This is a genomic window from Nereida ignava (assembly GCF_047114695.1).
Lineage (GTDB): Bacteria > Pseudomonadota > Alphaproteobacteria > Rhodobacterales > Rhodobacteraceae > Nereida > Nereida ignava.
The window spans coordinates 1,414,075-1,431,325 of sequence record NZ_CP112885.1; the positions used below are offsets into that span (position 1 = coordinate 1,414,075).

The following is a 17,251-nucleotide window of genomic DNA, read 5'->3' on the forward strand; positions in this document are numbered from 1 at the left end:
AATGGAATACCTGACGAAAATTTTGCAGACCGAAATCTATAACGGCAATTCAGTCGCCGATTACCTTACGCTTGATTTCCTTGTCTCGGTCCTTGGCACAACCGTGTCGGCAGTTGTCATCCTTGTGCTCGGCTTCATGATTTCAGGTGCAGCACAAAAGCGGATCAAACGCCTGTCTGAAGTCCACGCGCGCCTTGATGCGACCTTGTTCGATTTCCTGAGTAACATTGCCCGCTATGTCATTCTGGGCTTCACACTGCTGTTTTTGCTCAACACCGTGGGCATTCAAACCACGTCAATTGTTGCGGTTGTTGGTGCAGCCGGTCTGGCGATTGGTCTGGCTCTTCAAGGCACGCTGTCCAATGTGGCCGCTGGCGTGATGATCATCTTCTTCCGACCCGTCAAACTTGGCGATTTCGTTGCGGTCAACAATGTCATGGGTACGATCAAAGCGATCAACCTCAACTTCATTGAGCTAGCTGACCTGAGCAATGTGAAAGTCATCATTCCCAACGCAGAGGTATGGGGAAACACCATCCACAACTACTCGGCCAACAACACACGTCGGGCAGAGTGGACATTTGGCGTGGGCTACGGCGCAAATCTGGCGGATGCGCAGCGGATCATCACCGATACAATCATGGCCGATCCCCGTTCATTCCGCGATCCGGAGCCGTTCATTCAGGTAAACAATCTTGGGGACAGCAGCGTAGACTTTTTGGTCCGCGTCTGGTGCTCGGCCGATGAATACTTCGCCTACCAAGCGGACATGAAACGCGCTGTCAAAGAAGCGCTTGATGCGGGCAAGATCGATATTCCGTTCCCAACCCGCACCATCGTCAACGTCAGCGATTAAGCCATCGAATCCAGCAAGCCTTCGCCCGCAGAAATTTCACATTCACCGGGCGAGGCTTCAGCGTTCAAGATGACAACTTTACCGTCTTCCACCAGCATCGCGTAGCGCTTTGAGCGCGCCAAAAGGCCTGCGGGTGGGGCATCAAAATCCATTCCCAATGCCTTGGTGAAAGTTGATTCTGCATCAGACAACATTGTAAGGCCTGCATCAGCGGCACCCGTTGTCTCGCCCCATGCCTTCATCACGAATGGGTCGTTTACGGACACACAGATGATTTCATCAACGCCTTTTGCATCAAATTGCGCTTTTGTGCGGATAAAGCTGGGCACATGCGCAGAGTGGCACGTCGGCGTGTAGGCCCCAGGCACCGCGAAAAAGACAACTTTGCGACCTGCTGTCAGGGTGGCTGTTGTCACCTCTTCTGGGCCGTTTTCACCCAAACGAACAAACGTGGCTTCGGGAAGGGTATCGCCAACTGAAATGGTCATGAATTATCTCGCTTCATTGATTGATATAACTGGCTTAACTATAGCCGCAAAGAATGGTTCGGCCAGCGGGGGCGCAAAAGAAATGGAACATATCGTTGTAATTGGCGCAGGACAGGCAGGCGCGTCACTGGTTGCCAAATTGCGGATGCTGCAATTTGAAGGCCAGATCACCCTGATCGGCGAAGAGCCCGTGCCCCCATATCAAAGACCCCCGCTTTCAAAAGCGTACCTGCTTGGCGACATGACCCAAGAGCGTCTCTACCTGCGGCCCGCTGATTATTATGACGAGCAAAACATCACGTTGCGCCTAAATACACGTGTTGAGCGGATTGATACCGCAAGCCGCGAAGTCCATTTGGCAGGCGAGGTGATTGCCTACGACCAATTGGTCTTTGCAACCGGTTCAACGCCGCGCAAACTTCCCGCGCAAATCGGCGGGGCGCTTGATGGGGTATTCACCGTGCGTGATCTGGCGGACGTGGACGCGATGGCCGGTCCTATCAACAAAGGCGGTCATGTATTGATCGTTGGCGGGGGCTACATCGGGCTTGAAGCCGCTGCAGTCGCCGCGAAAAAAGGGGTCCAGATTACGCTAGTCGAAATGAACGAACGTATTTTGCAGCGTGTCGCCTGCGCCGAAACATCTGCTTATTTCCGCGCGCTGCACAAAGAAAACGGTGTGGACTTGCGTGAAGGTGTAGGCCTTGAACATCTGATTGGTGAGGGGCACGTGAGTGGCGCTAAGCTGACGGACGGAAGCACCTTGGATGTGGATTTTGTCATCGTAGGCGTTGGTATTGCACCTGCGGATAGTCTGGCAAAAGACGCAGGCCTCAAAATTGATAACGGCATTTGGACGGACACATTTGGTCAGACTTCCGTGCCTAACATCTGGGCCGCGGGTGATTGCGCAAGTTTTCCATGGCGAGACGCGCAGATGCGCCTTGAAAGCGTTCAAAACGCCATTGATCAGGCAGAATTGGTCGCTGAAAACATTCTGGGCGCACAGAAAGCCTATGACCCAAAGCCGTGGTTTTGGTCTGATCAATACCACATTAAACTACAGATTGCGGGTCTCAACACCGGCTTTGACCAGATCGCTGTCCGCGACACAGACGGCGGTCTTAGCCACTGGTACTATGCCGGAGACACACTCTTGGCCGTTGACGCAATGAATGACCCACGGGCGTTCATGGTCGCCAAACGACTTATTGAGGCCGGCAAATCACCAGCCGCTGATGTCGTAAGTAATGCTGAAACAGAGTTGAAAGACCTGCTACGCGCATGAGGATTATCGGCGGTAAAAACCGTGGCATTCGCTTGGCTGAAGTTGGCAAAGGGGACGCCGCCAAGCATCTTAGGCCAACTACCGACCGCGTTCGCGAGACGTTGTTCAACATCTTGAACAACCACATCGATTTTGAAAACCACATCGTGCTAGATCTGTTCGCAGGCACTGGCGCGCTTGGCCTTGAGGCGCTATCGCGCGGCGCGAAAGAGTGTCTGTTCGTGGATGACGGGCGCGCTGCCCAAAAGCTTTTGTCCCAAAATATCGAACGCTGTGAGGCGGCCGCCAAAGTGATCTGCCAAGATGCAACGCGCGTCATTTTACCGGTTCGCTTTGAAGCTTCACTGGTCTTTTTGGACCCGCCCTACGGCAAAGATCTTGTGGGGAAAACTTTGCGTCACATCGCGGCACATATTGAAGAAGACGCGCTCATCGTATGTGAAGACAACTGCCCCATTGCGCCGCCTTATGGGTTCAAGCTTCGCGACCAACGCCAATTCGGCGCAACGTGGATTACGCTCTTGGACGCGCCCTAGCTATAAGTTGGGTGGAACAGCGATTTTGGGCTTTGCGTGAAGATATCCGCGCCATCTGCAGTGATCCCGATCGAATGTTCAAACTGCGCTGACAACGATTTATCCCGCGTTACGGCAGTCCAATCATCAGCAAGCACTTTAGTCTCGGGGCGGCCTAAGTTTACCATCGGCTCAATGGTGAAGAACATCCCTTCTTCAAGCACAGCGCCGCGCCCTTCACGGCCATAGTGCAGCACATTGGGCGGGGCGTGAAACACGCGTCCAAGGCCGTGCCCACAAAAGTCGCGAACCACAGACATACGCTGCGCCTCCACATAACTTTGGATCGCGTAGCCAATATCCCCAAAGGTGTTACCGGGCTTTGCCGCCTCAATCCCCAACATCAACGCATCATGGGTCACTTGGATCAAACGTTCAGCCTTGCGGGGCAGTTTGCCTGCCACATACATTCGGCTCGTGTCACCATACCAACCATCTACAATGACCGTCACATCGATGTTCAGGATGTCACCGTCTTTCAGCTTTTTATCGCCGGGGATGCCGTGGCAAACCACATGGTTCACGCTGATACAGCTGGCGTGTTGATACCCGCGATACCCGATGGTCGCTGAAATTGCGCCTGCGTCCTCAACCATCTGCGTGATGATCCGGTCAATCTCGCCCGTGGTTTGGCCGACGAAAACGTGATCCACCATTGCGTCCAAAATCTCGGCCGCCAATTTACCGGCCACATGCATGCCCGCGTGATCATCGGGGTGGTAAATATGGATGCCGTCTTTGGTCACACGCGTATGCTTTGGATCGTTCATCAACTGGGCCTTTTCATCAATTCGAGGGGGTTCTAGGTCGCTTGCGGTGATTTGTCGATGGGCAGCGCTTTGCCAAGAACAATGTCAGTCGGCGAGATGCACGTGTCAAAGCAAAGCACCTCAACGCCAGCCTCCCGAGCGGCATCAAAAGCGCGGGCATATTTGGGATCAATATCACCCGCCAACCCAAACTCTTCACAATCCATCCGGCTCACCAAATACAACATAACCGCACGGTGCCCGCTTTTGACCATCTGCTCTAGATCAGCCAGATGTTTGGCGCCGCGGGTGGTTACACTGTCTGGGAACACCGCACAGCGTCCGCGTTTCATGGTGACGCTTTTCACCTCAACGTAAGTATCACCTGCGGGCCCACGTAGCAGGAAATCAATGCGGCTGTTTGCACTGTATTTTTGCTCGGGCAACACAGCATCATAAGGCAGCAATTCGTCAATCAACCGCGCCTCAAGCGCCTCCTGAACAATGCGATTGGGCAGCGAGGTGTCGATGTTCACGCACTGCCCTTCAACTTCCACAAGCCGCCAGCCATATTTCAGCTTTTTCTTGGGATCATCATTCGGCTCAAGCCAACAGATCGCCCCCTCATCCTTCAGGCCAGTCATGGCCCCGGGATTGGGACAGTGGGCACGAACGACCTCACCATTTTCGAGCCGCATGTCCGATAAAAAGCGGTTATACCGCCGGATAAGCGTTGCGGGGATCAGTTGGGTTTGAAAGCGCATGGTGGCTGGCCTATAGAATTGCAAAACACATGATAAGGAACCACGCGACATGAGCAATCCAACAGCAGCCATGCTAGTGATCGGCGATGAAATTTTGTCAGGTCGCACGCGTGATGCCAACATGCACCACCTTGCCGGACAACTAACGGAAGCTGGCATTGATCTGCGCGAGGTGCGTGTTGTAAGCGATGATGCACCCGCAATTATCAATGCGGTAAAGGCACTTTCGGCCGCCTATGACACAGTCTTTACCAGTGGCGGTATCGGCCCAACCCACGACGATATCACAGCAGATTGCATCGCAGCCGCGTTCGATGACCATATTGATGTGCGCGATGATGCCCGCGCTTTGCTGGCCACGCATTACGCAAAAACGGGCTCCGAGTTAAACGAAGCGCGGCTCCGCATGGCCCGCATTCCAGACAGCGCAACCTTGATTGATAATCCGGTTTCTGTGGCCCCGGGCTTCACGGTCCAAAATGTCCACGTCATGGCCGGTGTTCCATCCGTATTCCAAGCAATGGTCGCGACCGTCTTGCCCACATTAACAGGTGGCGCGCCGCTTATGTCGCGCACACTGCGCATTGATCGCGGCGAAGGTGACATTGCGGGACCACTAGGCGCGCTTGCAGCCGAGTTCTCTGACCTGTCCATTGGCTCATATCCGTTCCAGAAGGACGGAAAATTTGGCGCAAATATTGTGATGCGCGGCACGGATGAGGCACGGTTGGAAATGGCATTAAGCCAACTAGAAGCGCTTTTTGCCGAATGAATTCCGACGCGCTTTATGCTGCCATTGATGTGACTTGGCCCTCTGAAACAGTCACAACTGATGGGCCATGGGTGCACCGTAAAGCGGTTGGTGCCGGAAGCCGGCTTAACGCGACTACTTTAGAGTTAACCAGTGGTGGCGTGCCGGATGACATACCTGATCGCCCATTGTTTATGGTGCGCGGGGACCAAAGTGCGCTAGACACAGCCCTTGAGAACCGCGGCTATGCGGTCAAGGATCCTGTCACGGCCTACGTGATCAACGTTGAAAAAATCGCCCAAGCATCAGGTCCAACGCGGGTTTTCACTGGATGGCCGGAATTGGCCGTGATGGCAGAAGTTTGGGCGACTGGCGGCATTGGGCCAGAACGTATCGCATCGATGGAACGGGTCCAGACAACCAAGGCGGGGTTTCTATGCCGCGACAATGACCGCGCAGCCGGTGTCGCATTTGCAGCAATAGACGGAGAATTGGCCATGCTGCACGCCCTTGAGGTACTGACCCACGCACGCCGCACCAACGTTGCCACAGACATCTTGAAGCACGCCGCATATTGGGCCGCCGAAAACGGAGCGCGCCACTTGGCCGTACTGGTAACAACCGCAAATACCGGCGCAAACGCCCTCTACCAAAACTTAGGCTTTGAAAAAGCCGTGGGGTACCATTACCGCATCCGAGGGACCGTATGATTTACCGAGTTTTTCTTATCCTATTTCTACTGCCCACACTTGCCAGCGCTGCAACACTGTCAGTCCCCTCGAATGCTGTTCAGACCGCACAAAACACTGCAGCAGATAGCGAACTCCGGCTGGTTGATGCGCCTATAAATGGCGCCAGTGACCCAAGTGGACCGATTATTGAGGGAACAGTAACTACGCGTGCTTGGCGCATTGATGCCTCAGGGCTGACACCTAAACAAATGACAACACCCTTGGTTGAGCAACTGGCAGAGCAAGGGTTCAGCACCATGTTTGAATGCAGCGCAGCCCAATGTGGGGGCTTTGATTTTCGCTTTGCACTTGATGTAATCTCTCCGCCCGCGATGTTCGTTGACTTAGGCAGCTACCGTTTTGTGAGCCTTCGCAAGGGCGATATGGGCGTGACGATACTGGCCAGTGCGGCCCAATCGACGGCGTTCATCCAAATTGCACAAGTCAGCAAAGATGAGTTGATCGAGACCGAGGCCACAGCAAACACGGTCACGGGAAATCCTGCCACCGCCAGCTTGGGCAAAACCACCGCGCCCCTTGCACAGCGATTGAAAATTCATGGGTTTGCGGAACTACACGGGCTGTCGTTTATGACAGGCTCTGCCACGTTGACGGACCCGCGCGCGCTCGTGCTTGGGGCCTTGGCCGACTATCTACGCGCGCACCCTAATCAGCAAATTGCGCTTGTTGGGCACACGGACAGCCAAGGGGCGTTGAACGGCAACATCGCGCTGTCCAAAAAACGCGCGGAAGCTGTGTTGGAAACATTGGTATCCGATTTCAACGTACCACGGGCACAAATGGACGCGCAGGGCATGGGATATCTTAGTCCAATCGCCTCGAACCTGACGGCACAAGGTCGTGAAGCCAACAGGCGCGTGGAAGTTATCGTGACATCAACCCAGTAGCGCCACAAATAACGGTGCTACCTACCACTGGCTTGGGCCTTTTTCGGCAAACGCATGGGCCAGAAAATCAATGAAAGCGCGCACTTTTGGTTGGGTAAACCGACCCGGCGGATAAACTGCGTAGATGCCCTGCGTTTCGCCCGGAAGGTCCGGAATTGCTTCTTCAACCAAGCCAGCCGCTTCTGCTTCAGCGTACAGAAAGCTAGGTAAATATGCGATGCCAAGTCCACTAATCGCAGCATTCAAAAGCGATTGCCCATCGTTGACCGTAAGCCATCCAGCGGTGCGAACTTGGCGCTTTTCACCCGAAGGCGCGGTCAACTTCCATACATTTCCCGAGGCTTGGTTGGAATAATGCAGCAATTTATGGTCGTTCAAATCATCAATCTTGGCGGGCCGACCGTGCGTGGCCAGATATTGCGGTGACGCGATCATCCGCTTTGACGTTTCGGTCAGCTTACGCGCGCGTAATGTGCTGTCTTCAAGCTCTCCGATCCGGACGGCCATATCAAAACCCTCAGAGATCAACTCAACGTAGCGGTTGTTCAACACCATATTGACGGTGATATCGGGAAACTCGGACAAGAAATCCCCAAGGACCGGTGACAGGTGGTTCACCCCAAAATCCGTCGCGACACTGATACGCAACAAACCAGAAGGGGCCGATTGCATCGACGTCACCATTGAATCTGCCTCGCCAGCGTCATTCAACACACGGCGCGCACGATCATAGTAGGCAAGCCCGATTTCCGTAGGACTGACGCGGCGTGTCGTTCTGTTGAGCAAACGCGCACCAAGGCGCGCCTCCAGCGATGAGACATGCTTTGAGACCGCAGACTTTGAAATGCCCATTTTCTTGGCGGCATCTGTAAAACCGCCCTGATCCACAACCGTGGCAAAGGCTTCCATTTCAGTAAGACGATCCATGCGATCAACCTCAACAATCATTTCGTTGGGGTTGGGTATGGGATCGAAATCAGGCCGAATTGGGACAGTAACCCGACAATAGCGCGGTAATTACAACACCGTTTCAAGGCGGGAAACAGTAGCGTGTTCTTACAGGGTCATTGCCAATCGGGTGCCTTGATCGATGGCGCGCTTGGCATCCAGCTCAGCAGCCACGTCCGCGCCGCCAATCACGTGGCACTGCTTGCCCATAGCCATCAGTTGATCTGCCAAGCTTCGTTCTGGCAACTGACCGGCGCACAACACAATCGTATCAACGGCCAAAACCTCGGGCTTGGTGCGATCAGCACCGTAGCTAATGTGCAAGCCTTCGGACGTGATCTGCTCATAGTTCACACCCGCAATCATCTTCACGCCCTTCATCTTCAGCGCTGCGCGGTGGATCCAACCAGTCGTTTTGCCAAGCCGTTTGCCAACTTTTTCTGCCTTGCGCTGCAACAGAGTAATTTCACGCGCACTCGCTTTTAGCGCCGGACCTGTCGGGGCAAGCCCGCCGCGGGTCTGCGATGGATCACCGACCCCCCACTCTGCTTTCCATGCTTCCAGATCGACCGTCGACGACGTCCCGTCATGGGCAAGCGTTTCAGCCACATCAAACCCGATACCGCCCGCGCCGATGATCGCGACCCTATCGCCAACTACCGCCCCGCCGCGTAGCACATCCACGTAGCTCACAACGTTTGGCGCGTCTTGTCCGACGATCTGCGGATCACGGGGCGTCACGCCTGTTGCAACAATAATATGTTCGAAATCAGACAGAGCCGATGCGTCCACCTGCGCACCAAGACGCACATGCACGCCAGTGTGGGCAAGCATGGCGCGGTACCAATCCACAAGCCCCCAGAACTCTTCTTTGCCCGGCACTTGCTTGGCCATGTTAAGCTGCCCACCGACCTCACTGTGTGCATCAAAAAGCGTCACCTCGTGACCACGCTGAGCTGCAGTAATCGCAGCAGACATCCCCGCAGGTCCTGCCCCAACAACGGCAACACGTTCAGCAACCTCCGCCGGCTTCATCGGTAATTCGGTTTCATAACAGGCGCGTGGATTCACCAGACAGTTACTCAACTTGCCGCCAAACGTGTGATCAAGGCACGCCTGATTACAACCAATGCAAGGCGCGATCTGCTCAGGCTTTCCTTCCATCGCTTTGCGGACAAATTGGCTGTCAGCCAGAAACGGACGAGCCATGCTGACCATATTTGCGGCGCCCCGTTCAAGGATACCCTCGGCAACATCGGGCGTATTAATCCGGTTTGACGTAATGACAGGAATTTGGACACTGCCCATCAGCTTTTCAGTGACCCAGCTAAAGGCCGCGCGCGGAACAGACGTGGCAATGGTAGGAATACGTGCTTCGTGCCAGCCGATGCCTGTGTTCAAGATAGTCGCACCTGCCGCTTCAACAGCTTTGGCCAGCATCACAACTTCATCCCATGTTGAGCCGTTGGGGATGAGATCAATCATCGACAGCCGGTAGATCAAAATGAAATTAGGTCCAACGGCCTCACGGGTACGGCGCACCACCTCAACGGGCAGGCGCATGCGGTTTTCATAACTGCCGCCCCATTCATCTGTGCGGCGATTTGTGTGCGTGACCAAGAACTGGTTCAGAAAATACCCCTCGGACCCCATGATCTCAACGCCGTCATACCCCGCTTGGCGTGCGCGCGTTGCGGCCGTCACGATATCACTGATCTGTTTTTCGATACCCTCCGCGTCCAGTTCCTTGGGTGCAAAAGGCGAAATGGGCGACTTCACCGCAGACGGGCCAACGCATTCCGGCGAATAGGCATAACGACCTGCATGCAGAATTTGCATTGCAATTTTACCGCCCGCATCATGCACGCGGTCTGTGACGATCTTGTGATTGGCGATGTCATCATCATTGAAAAGACCCGCTGCACCGGGAAACACACCGCCTTCGCGGTTGGGCGCCATGCCGCCAGTCACCATCAACCCAACTTCGCCACGCGCACGCTCTGCGTAAAACTCCGCAACGCGGTTCCAATCTTTGGTTTCTTCAAGGCCAGTATGCATCGACCCCATCAGCACGCGATTTTTTAGCGTGGTAAAACCCAGATCAAGCGGAGCTAACAAATGCGGATAGGTGCTCATAATACGGATGCCTCTCTTTACGTGCAGGTCAACCATACATTCGCGGCCCCGCCTGTCACCCCCGACGTGGCGTTAGGGGCAATGTGCCACCCTGCGTTGCTACTGCGTTTCCACACAGTGGCGGCGAAACGCCTGTTTCAACAAATCTAACTCCGCACGCAGCAAATCCATTTCGGCGCGAATATCCTCGGCCAAGGCATCACCTGCCATGACAGTTATCCGTTCTAGAATATTGCCAGCAGCACCATCTGTAATCAGTGCCGTATGCACGCCGTCCGACATCATTTGATGGGGTAATGAAATGCGCAGCGCATATTCACCCGCCATTTGCGTGGGCTGCAACTGCACATCCTTAATTGGACGCTGCATATATATTACCTCAACGACTGGCTCTGCATCATCGGCCCACAAAAGCCCCTCCCACACAGCGCCTTGCAGACGGGTTTTGGTAAGTTTCATTTTCGACATGTCAAAATACTCCGTCCCTTACCCAATCAAAACTCAGCGCGCGGTTGGCGGCTGAACGTCAGGTCGCGCACAACAATTTCGTTCATTTGGGGATCTTCAAAAATGAGATCGACCCACATTCTCTCCACCCGCTTTTCGTTCATCTTGGTATATGCCAGATCAAATTCGACAAATATGTCAGAGCCGTTCAAGGGCAACTCGCGTACAATCTGATCCGTGTTTGGCCCGTGCTTGATGTTGAGCCGCGCAAATATCTCAAGCGGTTTCTCCATCTCAACTTGGGCATCCATCCGGATGATATGCCGCCGCCTTAGGCCATCAACACTGGCTTTGGGCAGATCAATCACCACAGACAAAAAGCTGCCATCAAAGTGAAATACATCAAGCCGCAACCCGTAGGGCGACAAATCCGTTGCACGCTGGTTTCGCAACTGCCGAACGGCCAACTCTGAAGTGACGCAGTCATGGAAAATCGTCGCTTCATTGCCAAAACGGGTTTTGTTTTGCACCGCTGCAATGCCGCTACGCGCCTGTGGGCCCCGCCATATTTCTGGGCGCCATGACCAATCACTATCGGGGGGGACTTGCATGGCCTGCGCACCAATCAACGGAAGCGCCAACCGGCCATCCGCCACAAACGCGAACTGATCCAAATGGCGTTTCAACTCACGCGCAGTTTGCCGTTGCGCGCGCAGCGCAGACAATGGGGCATCTGCCGCAGACACAGCCGCCTCGCGCCATTTGCGCAAGACACGGCGGTTTAATGCTGCATTCCAAAGTGAGGCCGATAGTTTCACTAGTTATTCCCAAAATGAACTGATCACTGATTACCCAAAAACCGTAAACGAAATCCCACCAAGCGCGAAGCCCGCTACGGGAATTTCTTTTGCCGCCTAAAACTGGCGTGGCGCCTTACGGGTTAGCGTCTTTCATACGCTTTACGAAACGCTGCAAAACACGCAGACCATCAGGCTCGGACAGCTGGTTTTTGCCATACCCCCCAACAGTCACGACTACCGATTGCCCGCCTACAACGCTCAAGGCACGCCAATGCTCCGTGTAGCCGCGGCCAAACGGGGTGGTGCTTGTGTCTTTGATGCGCACATAAAGCGCCTCGGACTGGGGCCAAATACCCAACACATCAACACTGCGCGGATTACCCGACCGGCTTATCGCCGTACGTCCTTCGGTTGAGCGCAACGCGGCCTCAATGGCATTGGCACGACCCAGACCATAAGTCGGAGCTTTCTCGCCCACTGACGTTGTGAACACGGCGATATAACTGGGCCAATCGTCAACCTCATTACTCAATGCCTTACAGGGCAACACTACGCTAAACCGGTCTTTACTGCTTGAGGTGTCAGGGCAGTAATCCGCAGGGAGTACAATCTTGAGGGAGCCAACGCGCTCTGTCTTTGATCCGGCTAGGGACAACCCAGAGAAACTTGGCAACGCCCCCTCAAGCGAGGCGCAGGCTGCCAGTGAAATCACCAGCAGCCCGACAATGGCTTTAGAGATCCATGTATACATGACGCTCCGCTTTGGCCCCTGGGTGCGTAACCGCCCCGAGCCGTGTTGAGCCAACAAGCTGTGCGTACTTATAAAGAGCGCCACTGGCGTACAAAGTTTCTTTCGGACCTGCCCATTCCGCACGACGTGCCGCCAGCTCATCATCCGTCAAATCGACAGACAATTCACCGTTGATGGCGTTGATGGTAATCATATCACCATCTTTCAGCATACCAATCGGGCCACCATGTGCCGCCTCTGGACCAACGTGACCCACGCAGAAACCTCGTGTCGCGCCTGAGAAGCGACCATCAGTGATAAGAGCAACTTTCTTACCCATACCCTGACCAGAAAGCGCCGCAGTCGTGGACAGCATTTCGCGCATCCCCGGACCACCAGCAGGGCCTTCGTTGCGGATGACAAGCACTTCGCCCTCTTCGTAGGCGCGCTGCTTTACAGCCTCAAATGCGTCTTCTTCACATTCAAACACACGCGCAGGACCGGTGAACGACTGCTCTTCCTCACCCATGCCCGCAACTTTCACGATAGCACCTTCTGGCGCGAGGTTACCCTTAAGGCCCACAACACCACCGGTTTTGGTAATCGGTGTTTCAATCGGGTAGATCACGCGACCGTCTGCTTCCAGCGACACCTTGTCCAACTCTTCGCCAATTGAGTAGCCAGTAACGGTCATGCAGTCTTCGTGCATCAGACCTGCTTTACGCAGCTCCTTCATGACCACTGGTACACCACCAGCCTCATAAAGGTCTTTCGCAACATACTGACCGCCGGGCTTAAGATCGACGAAGTAAGGCGTATCACGGAAAATTTCGCACACGTCATCAAGGTCGAAATCAATACCCGCTTCGTGGGCAATTGCTGGCAAGTGCAGGCCAGCGTTGGTTGACCCACCGGTACAGGCCACAACGCGCGCAGCGTTTTGCAGGCTTTCCAGCGTCACGATATCACGCGCACGGATATTCTTTTCGATCAAACGCATCACCGCTTCACCAGAAGCAACGCCGTATTGGTCACGGCTCTCGTAAGGGGCAGGCGCACCAGCCGAGTTTGGCAGCGCAAGACCAATCGCCTCGGACACACACGCCATAGTGTTCGCTGTGAACTGACCGCCACACGCGCCAGCAGACGGGCATGCAACGCGCTCAAGCGTGCGCAGTGCTTCGTCACTCATGTTGCCCGCTTGGTGCTGACCCACCGCTTCGAACACGTCCTGAACTGTAACGTCTTTACCCTCAAGGCGACCCGGAAGGATCGAACCACCGTAAATAAAGACAGACGGCGTGTTCAAACGCACCATCGCCATCATCATACCGGGCAAGGACTTATCACAGCCCGCAAGACCAACAATCGCGTCATAGCAGTGACCGCGCATCGTCAATTCAACCGTGTCCGCAATCGCCTCGCGTGACGCCAGTGAAGAACGCATGCCTTCGTGGCCCATCGCAATACCGTCGGTGACCGTAATGGTTGTGAACTCGCGCGGTGTACCCATGGCGGACTTCACGCCCAGCTTCACGGCCTGCGCCTGACGGTTCAATGAGATGTTGCACGGCGCTGCTTCGTTCCAGCAGGTCGCAACACCAACCAGCGGTTGTGCGATTTCTTCTTCTGTCAGGCCCATCGCATAATAATACGACCGGTGAGGTGCGCGCGATGGCCCCTCTGTCACATAGCGGCTTGGCAGCTTGGATTTGTCGACCTTCGTCATTGCTCAACTCCCTAAATTCATTGGAAAACTGGATAAGGCAGGGCTAAGTGATCCACAAGTGTGAACGCATCAAAGGTGTCTAAATGTCATACCCGTTTTTCAAAGCCATGATTGCCCCCGCCCGCCCACAGCCACAAATTTGGCGCATCGCATTGGGCACAATCCTTATCGGGGCCATCTACTTCGCTGGAATTTCAGCATTTTTTGCGGTTATGACGTTTCTTAGCCCGTCACAGACAGTCCTGCTCAACACCATGAATGGCACCACACCATTCGGCATGATGCTGTTGCTTAGTACCTTCTCATTTATGATTTTGGGCACATGGGCTGCACTTAAGCTGCATGGCCGCAGCTTTGTCAGCGTCTTGGGTCCCCAAGAAATGTTCCAAAGACACTTCAAACGAAGCGCGGGCTTTTTGTTCATCTTGATGGTCGCGCTAATGTTCATGCCACCTTGGGACATATTGAGCGAGCTAAACCAGCAGTATCCAGTACTAAAATGGGCCGCTTTCTTGATCCCGGCCATCGCGCTGACGCTGGTTCAAGTCAGCGCAGAGGAACTGGTCTTTCGGGGCTACTTGCAAAGCCAGCTTGCCGCACGTTTCAAAAGCCCGATCATCTGGATGCTATTGCCCTCAATTGCGTTCGGCCTGCTGCATCATGACCCTGCAACAAACGGCGGAAACGCATGGATAATTACGCTGTGGGCTGTGCTATTTGGTGTGATCGCTGCTGATTTGACGGCTCGCTCTGGCACTCTTGCCCCTGCGATCGCCCTGCATTTGCTCAACAACCTCAGCGCGCTTCTTATCGTGGGCCTTCCGGGCGTTTTGTCAGGACTTGCGCTTTTCACCCTTCCCTACCGCGCCGATGATCCTGAATTGATGAGCTATATCTGGCTTGATCTGGTCGCGATGGGGCTTGCGTGGGTCACGGCCCGTTGGGCGATACGCGCCTGATTGCATTTCCTGATCCACGGGCTTATCTGGGAAATGAAGGTAGCAGGGGCTTTCTATGAACTGGATTTCCAATTACGTCCGTCCGACGATTAATTCCATCTTTTCACGCCGTGAGGTTCCCGAGAACCTTTGGCAGAAATGCTCTGAATGCGGCACTATGCTGTTTCACCGTGAGCTGACGGAAAATCTGAACGTCTGCACGCAATGTGATCACCACATGGCGATCACCGCGCGCGACCGCTTCCAAGCGTTGTTCGACGGTGGCGTATATCTGGACGTAGCGGTGCCTGAACCACTTGCTGACCCGCTCGGGTTTAAGGACCAGAAGCGCTATCCCGACCGCATGAAGGCTGCCGTCAAATCAACGGGCGAAAAAGAAGCGATGCTGGTGGCAGAGGGTGAAATCCTGCGCACACCTATCGTTGCCGCCTGTCAGGATTTCTCGTTCATGGCTGGCTCAATGGGCATGTATGTGGGCAACGCAATTATCGCGGCGGCCGAACGCGCCGTAAAGCTAAAGCGCCCCCTCGTCCTGTTCTCTGCCGCTGGTGGCGCACGGATGCAGGAAGGCATTTTGTCTTTGATGCAAATGCCGCGCACAACAGTAGCGGTTGAAATGCTCAAAGAAGCAAACCTGCCCTACATCGTTGTTCTTACCCACCCAACGACTGGTGGTGTGACCGCCTCATACGCCATGCTGGGCGATGTGCATATTGCCGAACCAAACGCCCTGATTTGCTTTGCCGGACCCCGCGTGATTGAGCAAACCATCCGCGAAAAACTGCCCGAAGGCTTTCAACGGGCCGAATATTTGCTTGAGCACGGCATGCTTGACCGCGTGACACACCGCTCAAAGCTAAAGTCGGAACTGGTGACCATCATCCGCATGATGATGAAAGACAAACCCGCAATCCACGGCGATCTGCCTGCCCCTGCGGAACAACCAGAAATCACAGACGCGAAATGACAGCCGATACATCGGACGTCATCCTGCAACGGATGATGGCGCTGCACCCAAAGATCATCGATCTGACGCTGGACCGTGTTTGGGCGCTGTTGAGCGCGCTTGATAATCCGCAAAAACGCATGCCGCCTGTCATTCATCTGGCTGGCACCAACGGCAAAGGCTCAACCCAAGCGATGATCCGCGCGGGGCTTGAGGGCGCGGGTAAATCCGTGCACGCCTACACATCACCGCATCTGGCGCGCTTTCATGAACGCATCCGCCTTGCGGGCGAGCTGATCACAGAAGACGCCCTGACCCAAGTTCTTGACGATTGCTACACCGCCAACAACGGCGCGAATATTACCTATTTCGAGATCACGACTGTTGCGGCCCTGCTGGCTTTTTCACGCACAAAAGCAGATTATACGTTGCTTGAAGTTGGCCTTGGTGGGCGGCTTGATGCAACCAATGTGATGGACCCCGCGCTGTCGATCATCACGCCCGTTGACTTGGATCATCAGCAATTTCTTGGGGACACTTTGGGTGCCATCGCAGGTGAAAAAGCAGGCATCATCAAGCGCGGTGTGCCTGTTATTGTTGGCCCTCAGCATGATGAGGCCCTTGATGTGATTGAGGCCAAGGCAAACAGCCTTGGCGCGCCCATGCTGGTACACGGCCAACACTGGCACGTCTCCACAGAGCGCGGTCGCCTCATTTTTCAAGATGAAAGCGGACTGCTCGACCTGCCAATGCCCGCCCTGCCCGGCGCACACCAAGTGCAGAACGCAGGTGCCGCATTGATGGCGCTTCGCTACCTTGGTTTTGGTGAAGATGCCTGCGCCGCAGCAATGGAAAACGTAAGCTGGCCTGCGCGGATGCAGCGCCTCAAAACTGGTCCGCTGGTAGAGGCTGCCGGGCGCGCAGAACTTTGGCTTGATGGTGGGCACAACCCTGCCGCGGGGCGCGCGATGGCCGACCTAATCAAGACACTGCCGAACCGTTCAACGCATCTGATTTGCGGTATGTTGAACACAAAGGACATCGATGGATACCTCGCCCCGTTGGCGACAGTTGCCCAAAGCCTGACTGCGGTCGACATTCCCGATGAAGTAAACACCCTGCCTGCACAAACTACTGCTGATGCAGCGCAACGTGTTGGTTTTCAATCAGAAATTGCATCCAATGTGCAAACAGCGATTGAGAACATAACCGCCTCCGAACCCGATGCACGCATCTTGATCTGCGGGTCGCTTTACCTTGCTGGGGCCATTTTACGCAGCAACGGCTGAGGCCAACACCACACCAGCCGCCACAGAAAATCAAAAGAGTGATTCGAAAATCCTTTGACTACTGATTCGTTCTGTCTCTATATGTGGAGGCAGTAGCGATATTCATGGGCCTGCCAGCCCCACGCCACAACATGTGGGTGAATATTGTCCTGCTGGG

The 17,251-nt window shown here is 54.7% G+C and carries 18 protein-coding genes; 9 read left to right on the forward strand and 9 right to left on the reverse strand.

Annotation, left to right across the window (positions count from 1 at the left end; translation table 11 throughout):
• Position 1: 1 nt before the first annotated feature.
• A complete protein-coding gene (locus OLX08_RS07035) occupies positions 2-856 on the forward strand; it encodes a mechanosensitive ion channel family protein (RefSeq protein WP_391480586.1) in 855 nt (284 codons plus the stop codon).
• Here OLX08_RS07035 and OLX08_RS07040 read toward each other — a convergent pair.
• Positions 853-1,344, reverse strand: a complete 492-nt coding sequence (locus tag OLX08_RS07040; RefSeq protein WP_341246170.1) for a peroxiredoxin — start codon at positions 1,342-1,344, stop codon at positions 853-855. The genes OLX08_RS07035 and OLX08_RS07040 overlap by 4 nt on opposite strands.
• An 82-nt stretch (positions 1,345-1,426) precedes the next feature.
• Here OLX08_RS07040 and OLX08_RS07045 point away from each other — a divergent pair, with 82 nt between their 5' ends.
• Both OLX08_RS07045 and rsmD read left to right on the forward strand, forming a co-directional pair.
• Positions 1,427-2,632, forward strand: coding sequence for an NAD(P)/FAD-dependent oxidoreductase (locus OLX08_RS07045; RefSeq protein WP_391480587.1), 1,206 nt, complete (start codon positions 1,427-1,429; stop codon positions 2,630-2,632).
• Complete coding sequence (gene rsmD, locus OLX08_RS07050; protein ID WP_391480589.1) at positions 2,629-3,168, forward strand: 16S rRNA (guanine(966)-N(2))-methyltransferase RsmD; 540 nt, start codon at positions 2,629-2,631, stop codon at positions 3,166-3,168. The genes OLX08_RS07045 and rsmD overlap by 4 nt, the downstream gene beginning before the upstream one ends.
• Here the strand turns inward: rsmD and map are convergent.
• Both map and sfsA read right to left on the reverse strand, forming a co-directional pair.
• On the reverse strand, positions 3,165-3,977 hold the full coding sequence (gene map / locus OLX08_RS07055) for a type I methionyl aminopeptidase (protein ID WP_048598423.1): 813 nt from the start codon (positions 3,975-3,977) through the stop codon (positions 3,165-3,167). The two genes, rsmD and map, sit on opposite strands and share 4 nt — an antisense overlap.
• Before the next feature lie 32 nt (positions 3,978-4,009).
• Positions 4,010-4,720, reverse strand: a complete 711-nt coding sequence (gene sfsA, locus OLX08_RS07060) for a DNA/RNA nuclease SfsA (protein ID WP_391480590.1) — start codon at positions 4,718-4,720, stop codon at positions 4,010-4,012.
• A gap of 49 nt (positions 4,721-4,769) precedes the next feature.
• Between sfsA and OLX08_RS07065 the strand changes: the two genes are divergently transcribed.
• The 3 genes from OLX08_RS07065 to OLX08_RS07075 are packed head-to-tail and all read left to right on the forward strand — an operon-like array spanning position 4,770 to position 7,110.
• The gene (locus OLX08_RS07065; RefSeq protein ID WP_391480591.1) at positions 4,770-5,492 is read left to right on the forward strand and encodes a competence/damage-inducible protein A; all 723 of its coding nucleotides are present in this window, start codon (positions 4,770-4,772) and stop codon (positions 5,490-5,492) included.
• Entirely contained in the window at positions 5,489-6,181 is a 693-nt protein-coding gene (locus tag OLX08_RS07070) for a GNAT family N-acetyltransferase (protein ID WP_391480592.1), read from the forward strand. Before OLX08_RS07065 ends, OLX08_RS07070 begins: the two co-directional genes overlap by 4 nt.
• A complete protein-coding gene (locus tag OLX08_RS07075; protein ID WP_391480593.1) occupies positions 6,178-7,110 on the forward strand; it encodes an OmpA family protein in 933 nt (310 codons plus the stop codon). Before OLX08_RS07070 ends, OLX08_RS07075 begins: the two co-directional genes overlap by 4 nt.
• Before the next feature lie 21 nt (positions 7,111-7,131).
• Here the strand turns inward: OLX08_RS07075 and OLX08_RS07080 are convergent, their stop codons facing one another.
• From OLX08_RS07080 to ilvD, 6 genes are all read right to left on the reverse strand, one after another.
• Entirely contained in the window at positions 7,132-8,037 is a 906-nt protein-coding gene (locus OLX08_RS07080; RefSeq protein WP_391480595.1) for a LysR family transcriptional regulator, read from the reverse strand.
• Between the two features lie 129 nt (positions 8,038-8,166).
• Complete coding sequence (locus OLX08_RS07085; RefSeq protein ID WP_391480596.1) at positions 8,167-10,194, reverse strand: FAD-dependent oxidoreductase; 2,028 nt, start codon at positions 10,192-10,194, stop codon at positions 8,167-8,169.
• Positions 10,195-10,293: 99 nt separating this feature from the next.
• Entirely contained in the window at positions 10,294-10,662 is a 369-nt protein-coding gene (locus OLX08_RS07090; RefSeq protein ID WP_391480597.1) for a hypothetical protein, read from the reverse strand.
• Between the two features lie 26 nt (positions 10,663-10,688).
• The gene (locus OLX08_RS07095) at positions 10,689-11,459 is read right to left on the reverse strand and encodes a DUF6478 family protein (protein WP_391480599.1); all 771 of its coding nucleotides are present in this window, start codon (positions 11,457-11,459) and stop codon (positions 10,689-10,691) included.
• Between the two features lie 115 nt (positions 11,460-11,574).
• Positions 11,575-12,192: a hypothetical protein gene (locus tag OLX08_RS07100; RefSeq protein ID WP_391480600.1), complete on the reverse strand. Its 618-nt coding sequence runs from the start codon at positions 12,190-12,192 to the stop codon at positions 11,575-11,577.
• On the reverse strand, positions 12,173-13,900 hold the full coding sequence (gene ilvD, locus OLX08_RS07105; protein WP_048598431.1) for a dihydroxy-acid dehydratase: 1,728 nt from the start codon (positions 13,898-13,900) through the stop codon (positions 12,173-12,175). The genes OLX08_RS07100 and ilvD overlap by 20 nt, the downstream gene beginning before the upstream one ends.
• Before the next feature lie 83 nt (positions 13,901-13,983).
• On the opposite strand from ilvD, the gene OLX08_RS07110 reads away from it, so the two are divergent.
• From OLX08_RS07110 to OLX08_RS07120, 3 genes are read left to right on the forward strand one after another with little or no spacing between them, the layout of a single operon-like run.
• The gene (locus OLX08_RS07110; protein ID WP_391480601.1) at positions 13,984-14,859 is read left to right on the forward strand and encodes a CPBP family intramembrane glutamic endopeptidase; all 876 of its coding nucleotides are present in this window, start codon (positions 13,984-13,986) and stop codon (positions 14,857-14,859) included.
• 55 nt (positions 14,860-14,914) lie between these two features.
• Positions 14,915-15,826, forward strand: coding sequence for an acetyl-CoA carboxylase, carboxyltransferase subunit beta (gene accD, locus OLX08_RS07115; protein WP_048598433.1), 912 nt, complete (start codon positions 14,915-14,917; stop codon positions 15,824-15,826).
• Positions 15,823-17,094 carry a bifunctional folylpolyglutamate synthase/dihydrofolate synthase gene (locus tag OLX08_RS07120; protein WP_391480603.1) on the forward strand — a complete coding sequence of 424 codons (1,272 nt, stop codon included), beginning with the start codon at positions 15,823-15,825 and terminating at the stop codon, positions 17,092-17,094. The genes accD and OLX08_RS07120 overlap by 4 nt, the downstream gene beginning before the upstream one ends.
• Positions 17,095-17,251 lie beyond the last annotated feature (157 nt).

What these genes read in the sequence shown, in the direction of transcription:
- OLX08_RS07035 (WP_391480586.1), top strand. Translation starts at nt 2, where the DNA reads ATGGAATACCTGACGAAAATTTTGCAGACCGAAATCTATAACGGCAAT.
- OLX08_RS07085 (WP_391480596.1), bottom strand. Translation starts at nt 10,194, where the DNA reads ATGAGCACCTATCCGCATTTGTTAGCTCCGCTTGATCTGGGTTTTACC.
- OLX08_RS07110 (WP_391480601.1), top strand. Translation starts at nt 13,984, where the DNA reads ATGTCATACCCGTTTTTCAAAGCCATGATTGCCCCCGCCCGCCCACAG.
- OLX08_RS07070 (WP_391480592.1), top strand. Translation starts at nt 5,489, where the DNA reads ATGAATTCCGACGCGCTTTATGCTGCCATTGATGTGACTTGGCCCTCT.
- OLX08_RS07090 (WP_391480597.1), bottom strand. Translation starts at nt 10,662, where the DNA reads ATGTCGAAAATGAAACTTACCAAAACCCGTCTGCAAGGCGCTGTGTGG.
- sfsA (WP_391480590.1), bottom strand. Translation starts at nt 4,720, where the DNA reads ATGCGCTTTCAAACCCAACTGATCCCCGCAACGCTTATCCGGCGGTAT.
- OLX08_RS07080 (WP_391480595.1), bottom strand. Translation starts at nt 8,037, where the DNA reads ATGGATCGTCTTACTGAAATGGAAGCCTTTGCCACGGTTGTGGATCAG.
- OLX08_RS07045 (WP_391480587.1), top strand. Translation starts at nt 1,427, where the DNA reads ATGGAACATATCGTTGTAATTGGCGCAGGACAGGCAGGCGCGTCACTG.
- accD (WP_048598433.1), top strand. Translation starts at nt 14,915, where the DNA reads ATGAACTGGATTTCCAATTACGTCCGTCCGACGATTAATTCCATCTTT.
- ilvD (WP_048598431.1), bottom strand. Translation starts at nt 13,900, where the DNA reads ATGACGAAGGTCGACAAATCCAAGCTGCCAAGCCGCTATGTGACAGAG.
- rsmD (WP_391480589.1), top strand. Translation starts at nt 2,629, where the DNA reads ATGAGGATTATCGGCGGTAAAAACCGTGGCATTCGCTTGGCTGAAGTT.
- OLX08_RS07100 (WP_391480600.1), bottom strand. Translation starts at nt 12,192, where the DNA reads ATGTATACATGGATCTCTAAAGCCATTGTCGGGCTGCTGGTGATTTCA.
- map (WP_048598423.1), bottom strand. Translation starts at nt 3,977, where the DNA reads ATGAACGATCCAAAGCATACGCGTGTGACCAAAGACGGCATCCATATT.
- OLX08_RS07040 (WP_341246170.1), bottom strand. Translation starts at nt 1,344, where the DNA reads ATGACCATTTCAGTTGGCGATACCCTTCCCGAAGCCACGTTTGTTCGT.
- OLX08_RS07065 (WP_391480591.1), top strand. Translation starts at nt 4,770, where the DNA reads ATGAGCAATCCAACAGCAGCCATGCTAGTGATCGGCGATGAAATTTTG.
- OLX08_RS07075 (WP_391480593.1), top strand. Translation starts at nt 6,178, where the DNA reads ATGATTTACCGAGTTTTTCTTATCCTATTTCTACTGCCCACACTTGCC.
- OLX08_RS07120 (WP_391480603.1), top strand. Translation starts at nt 15,823, where the DNA reads ATGACAGCCGATACATCGGACGTCATCCTGCAACGGATGATGGCGCTG.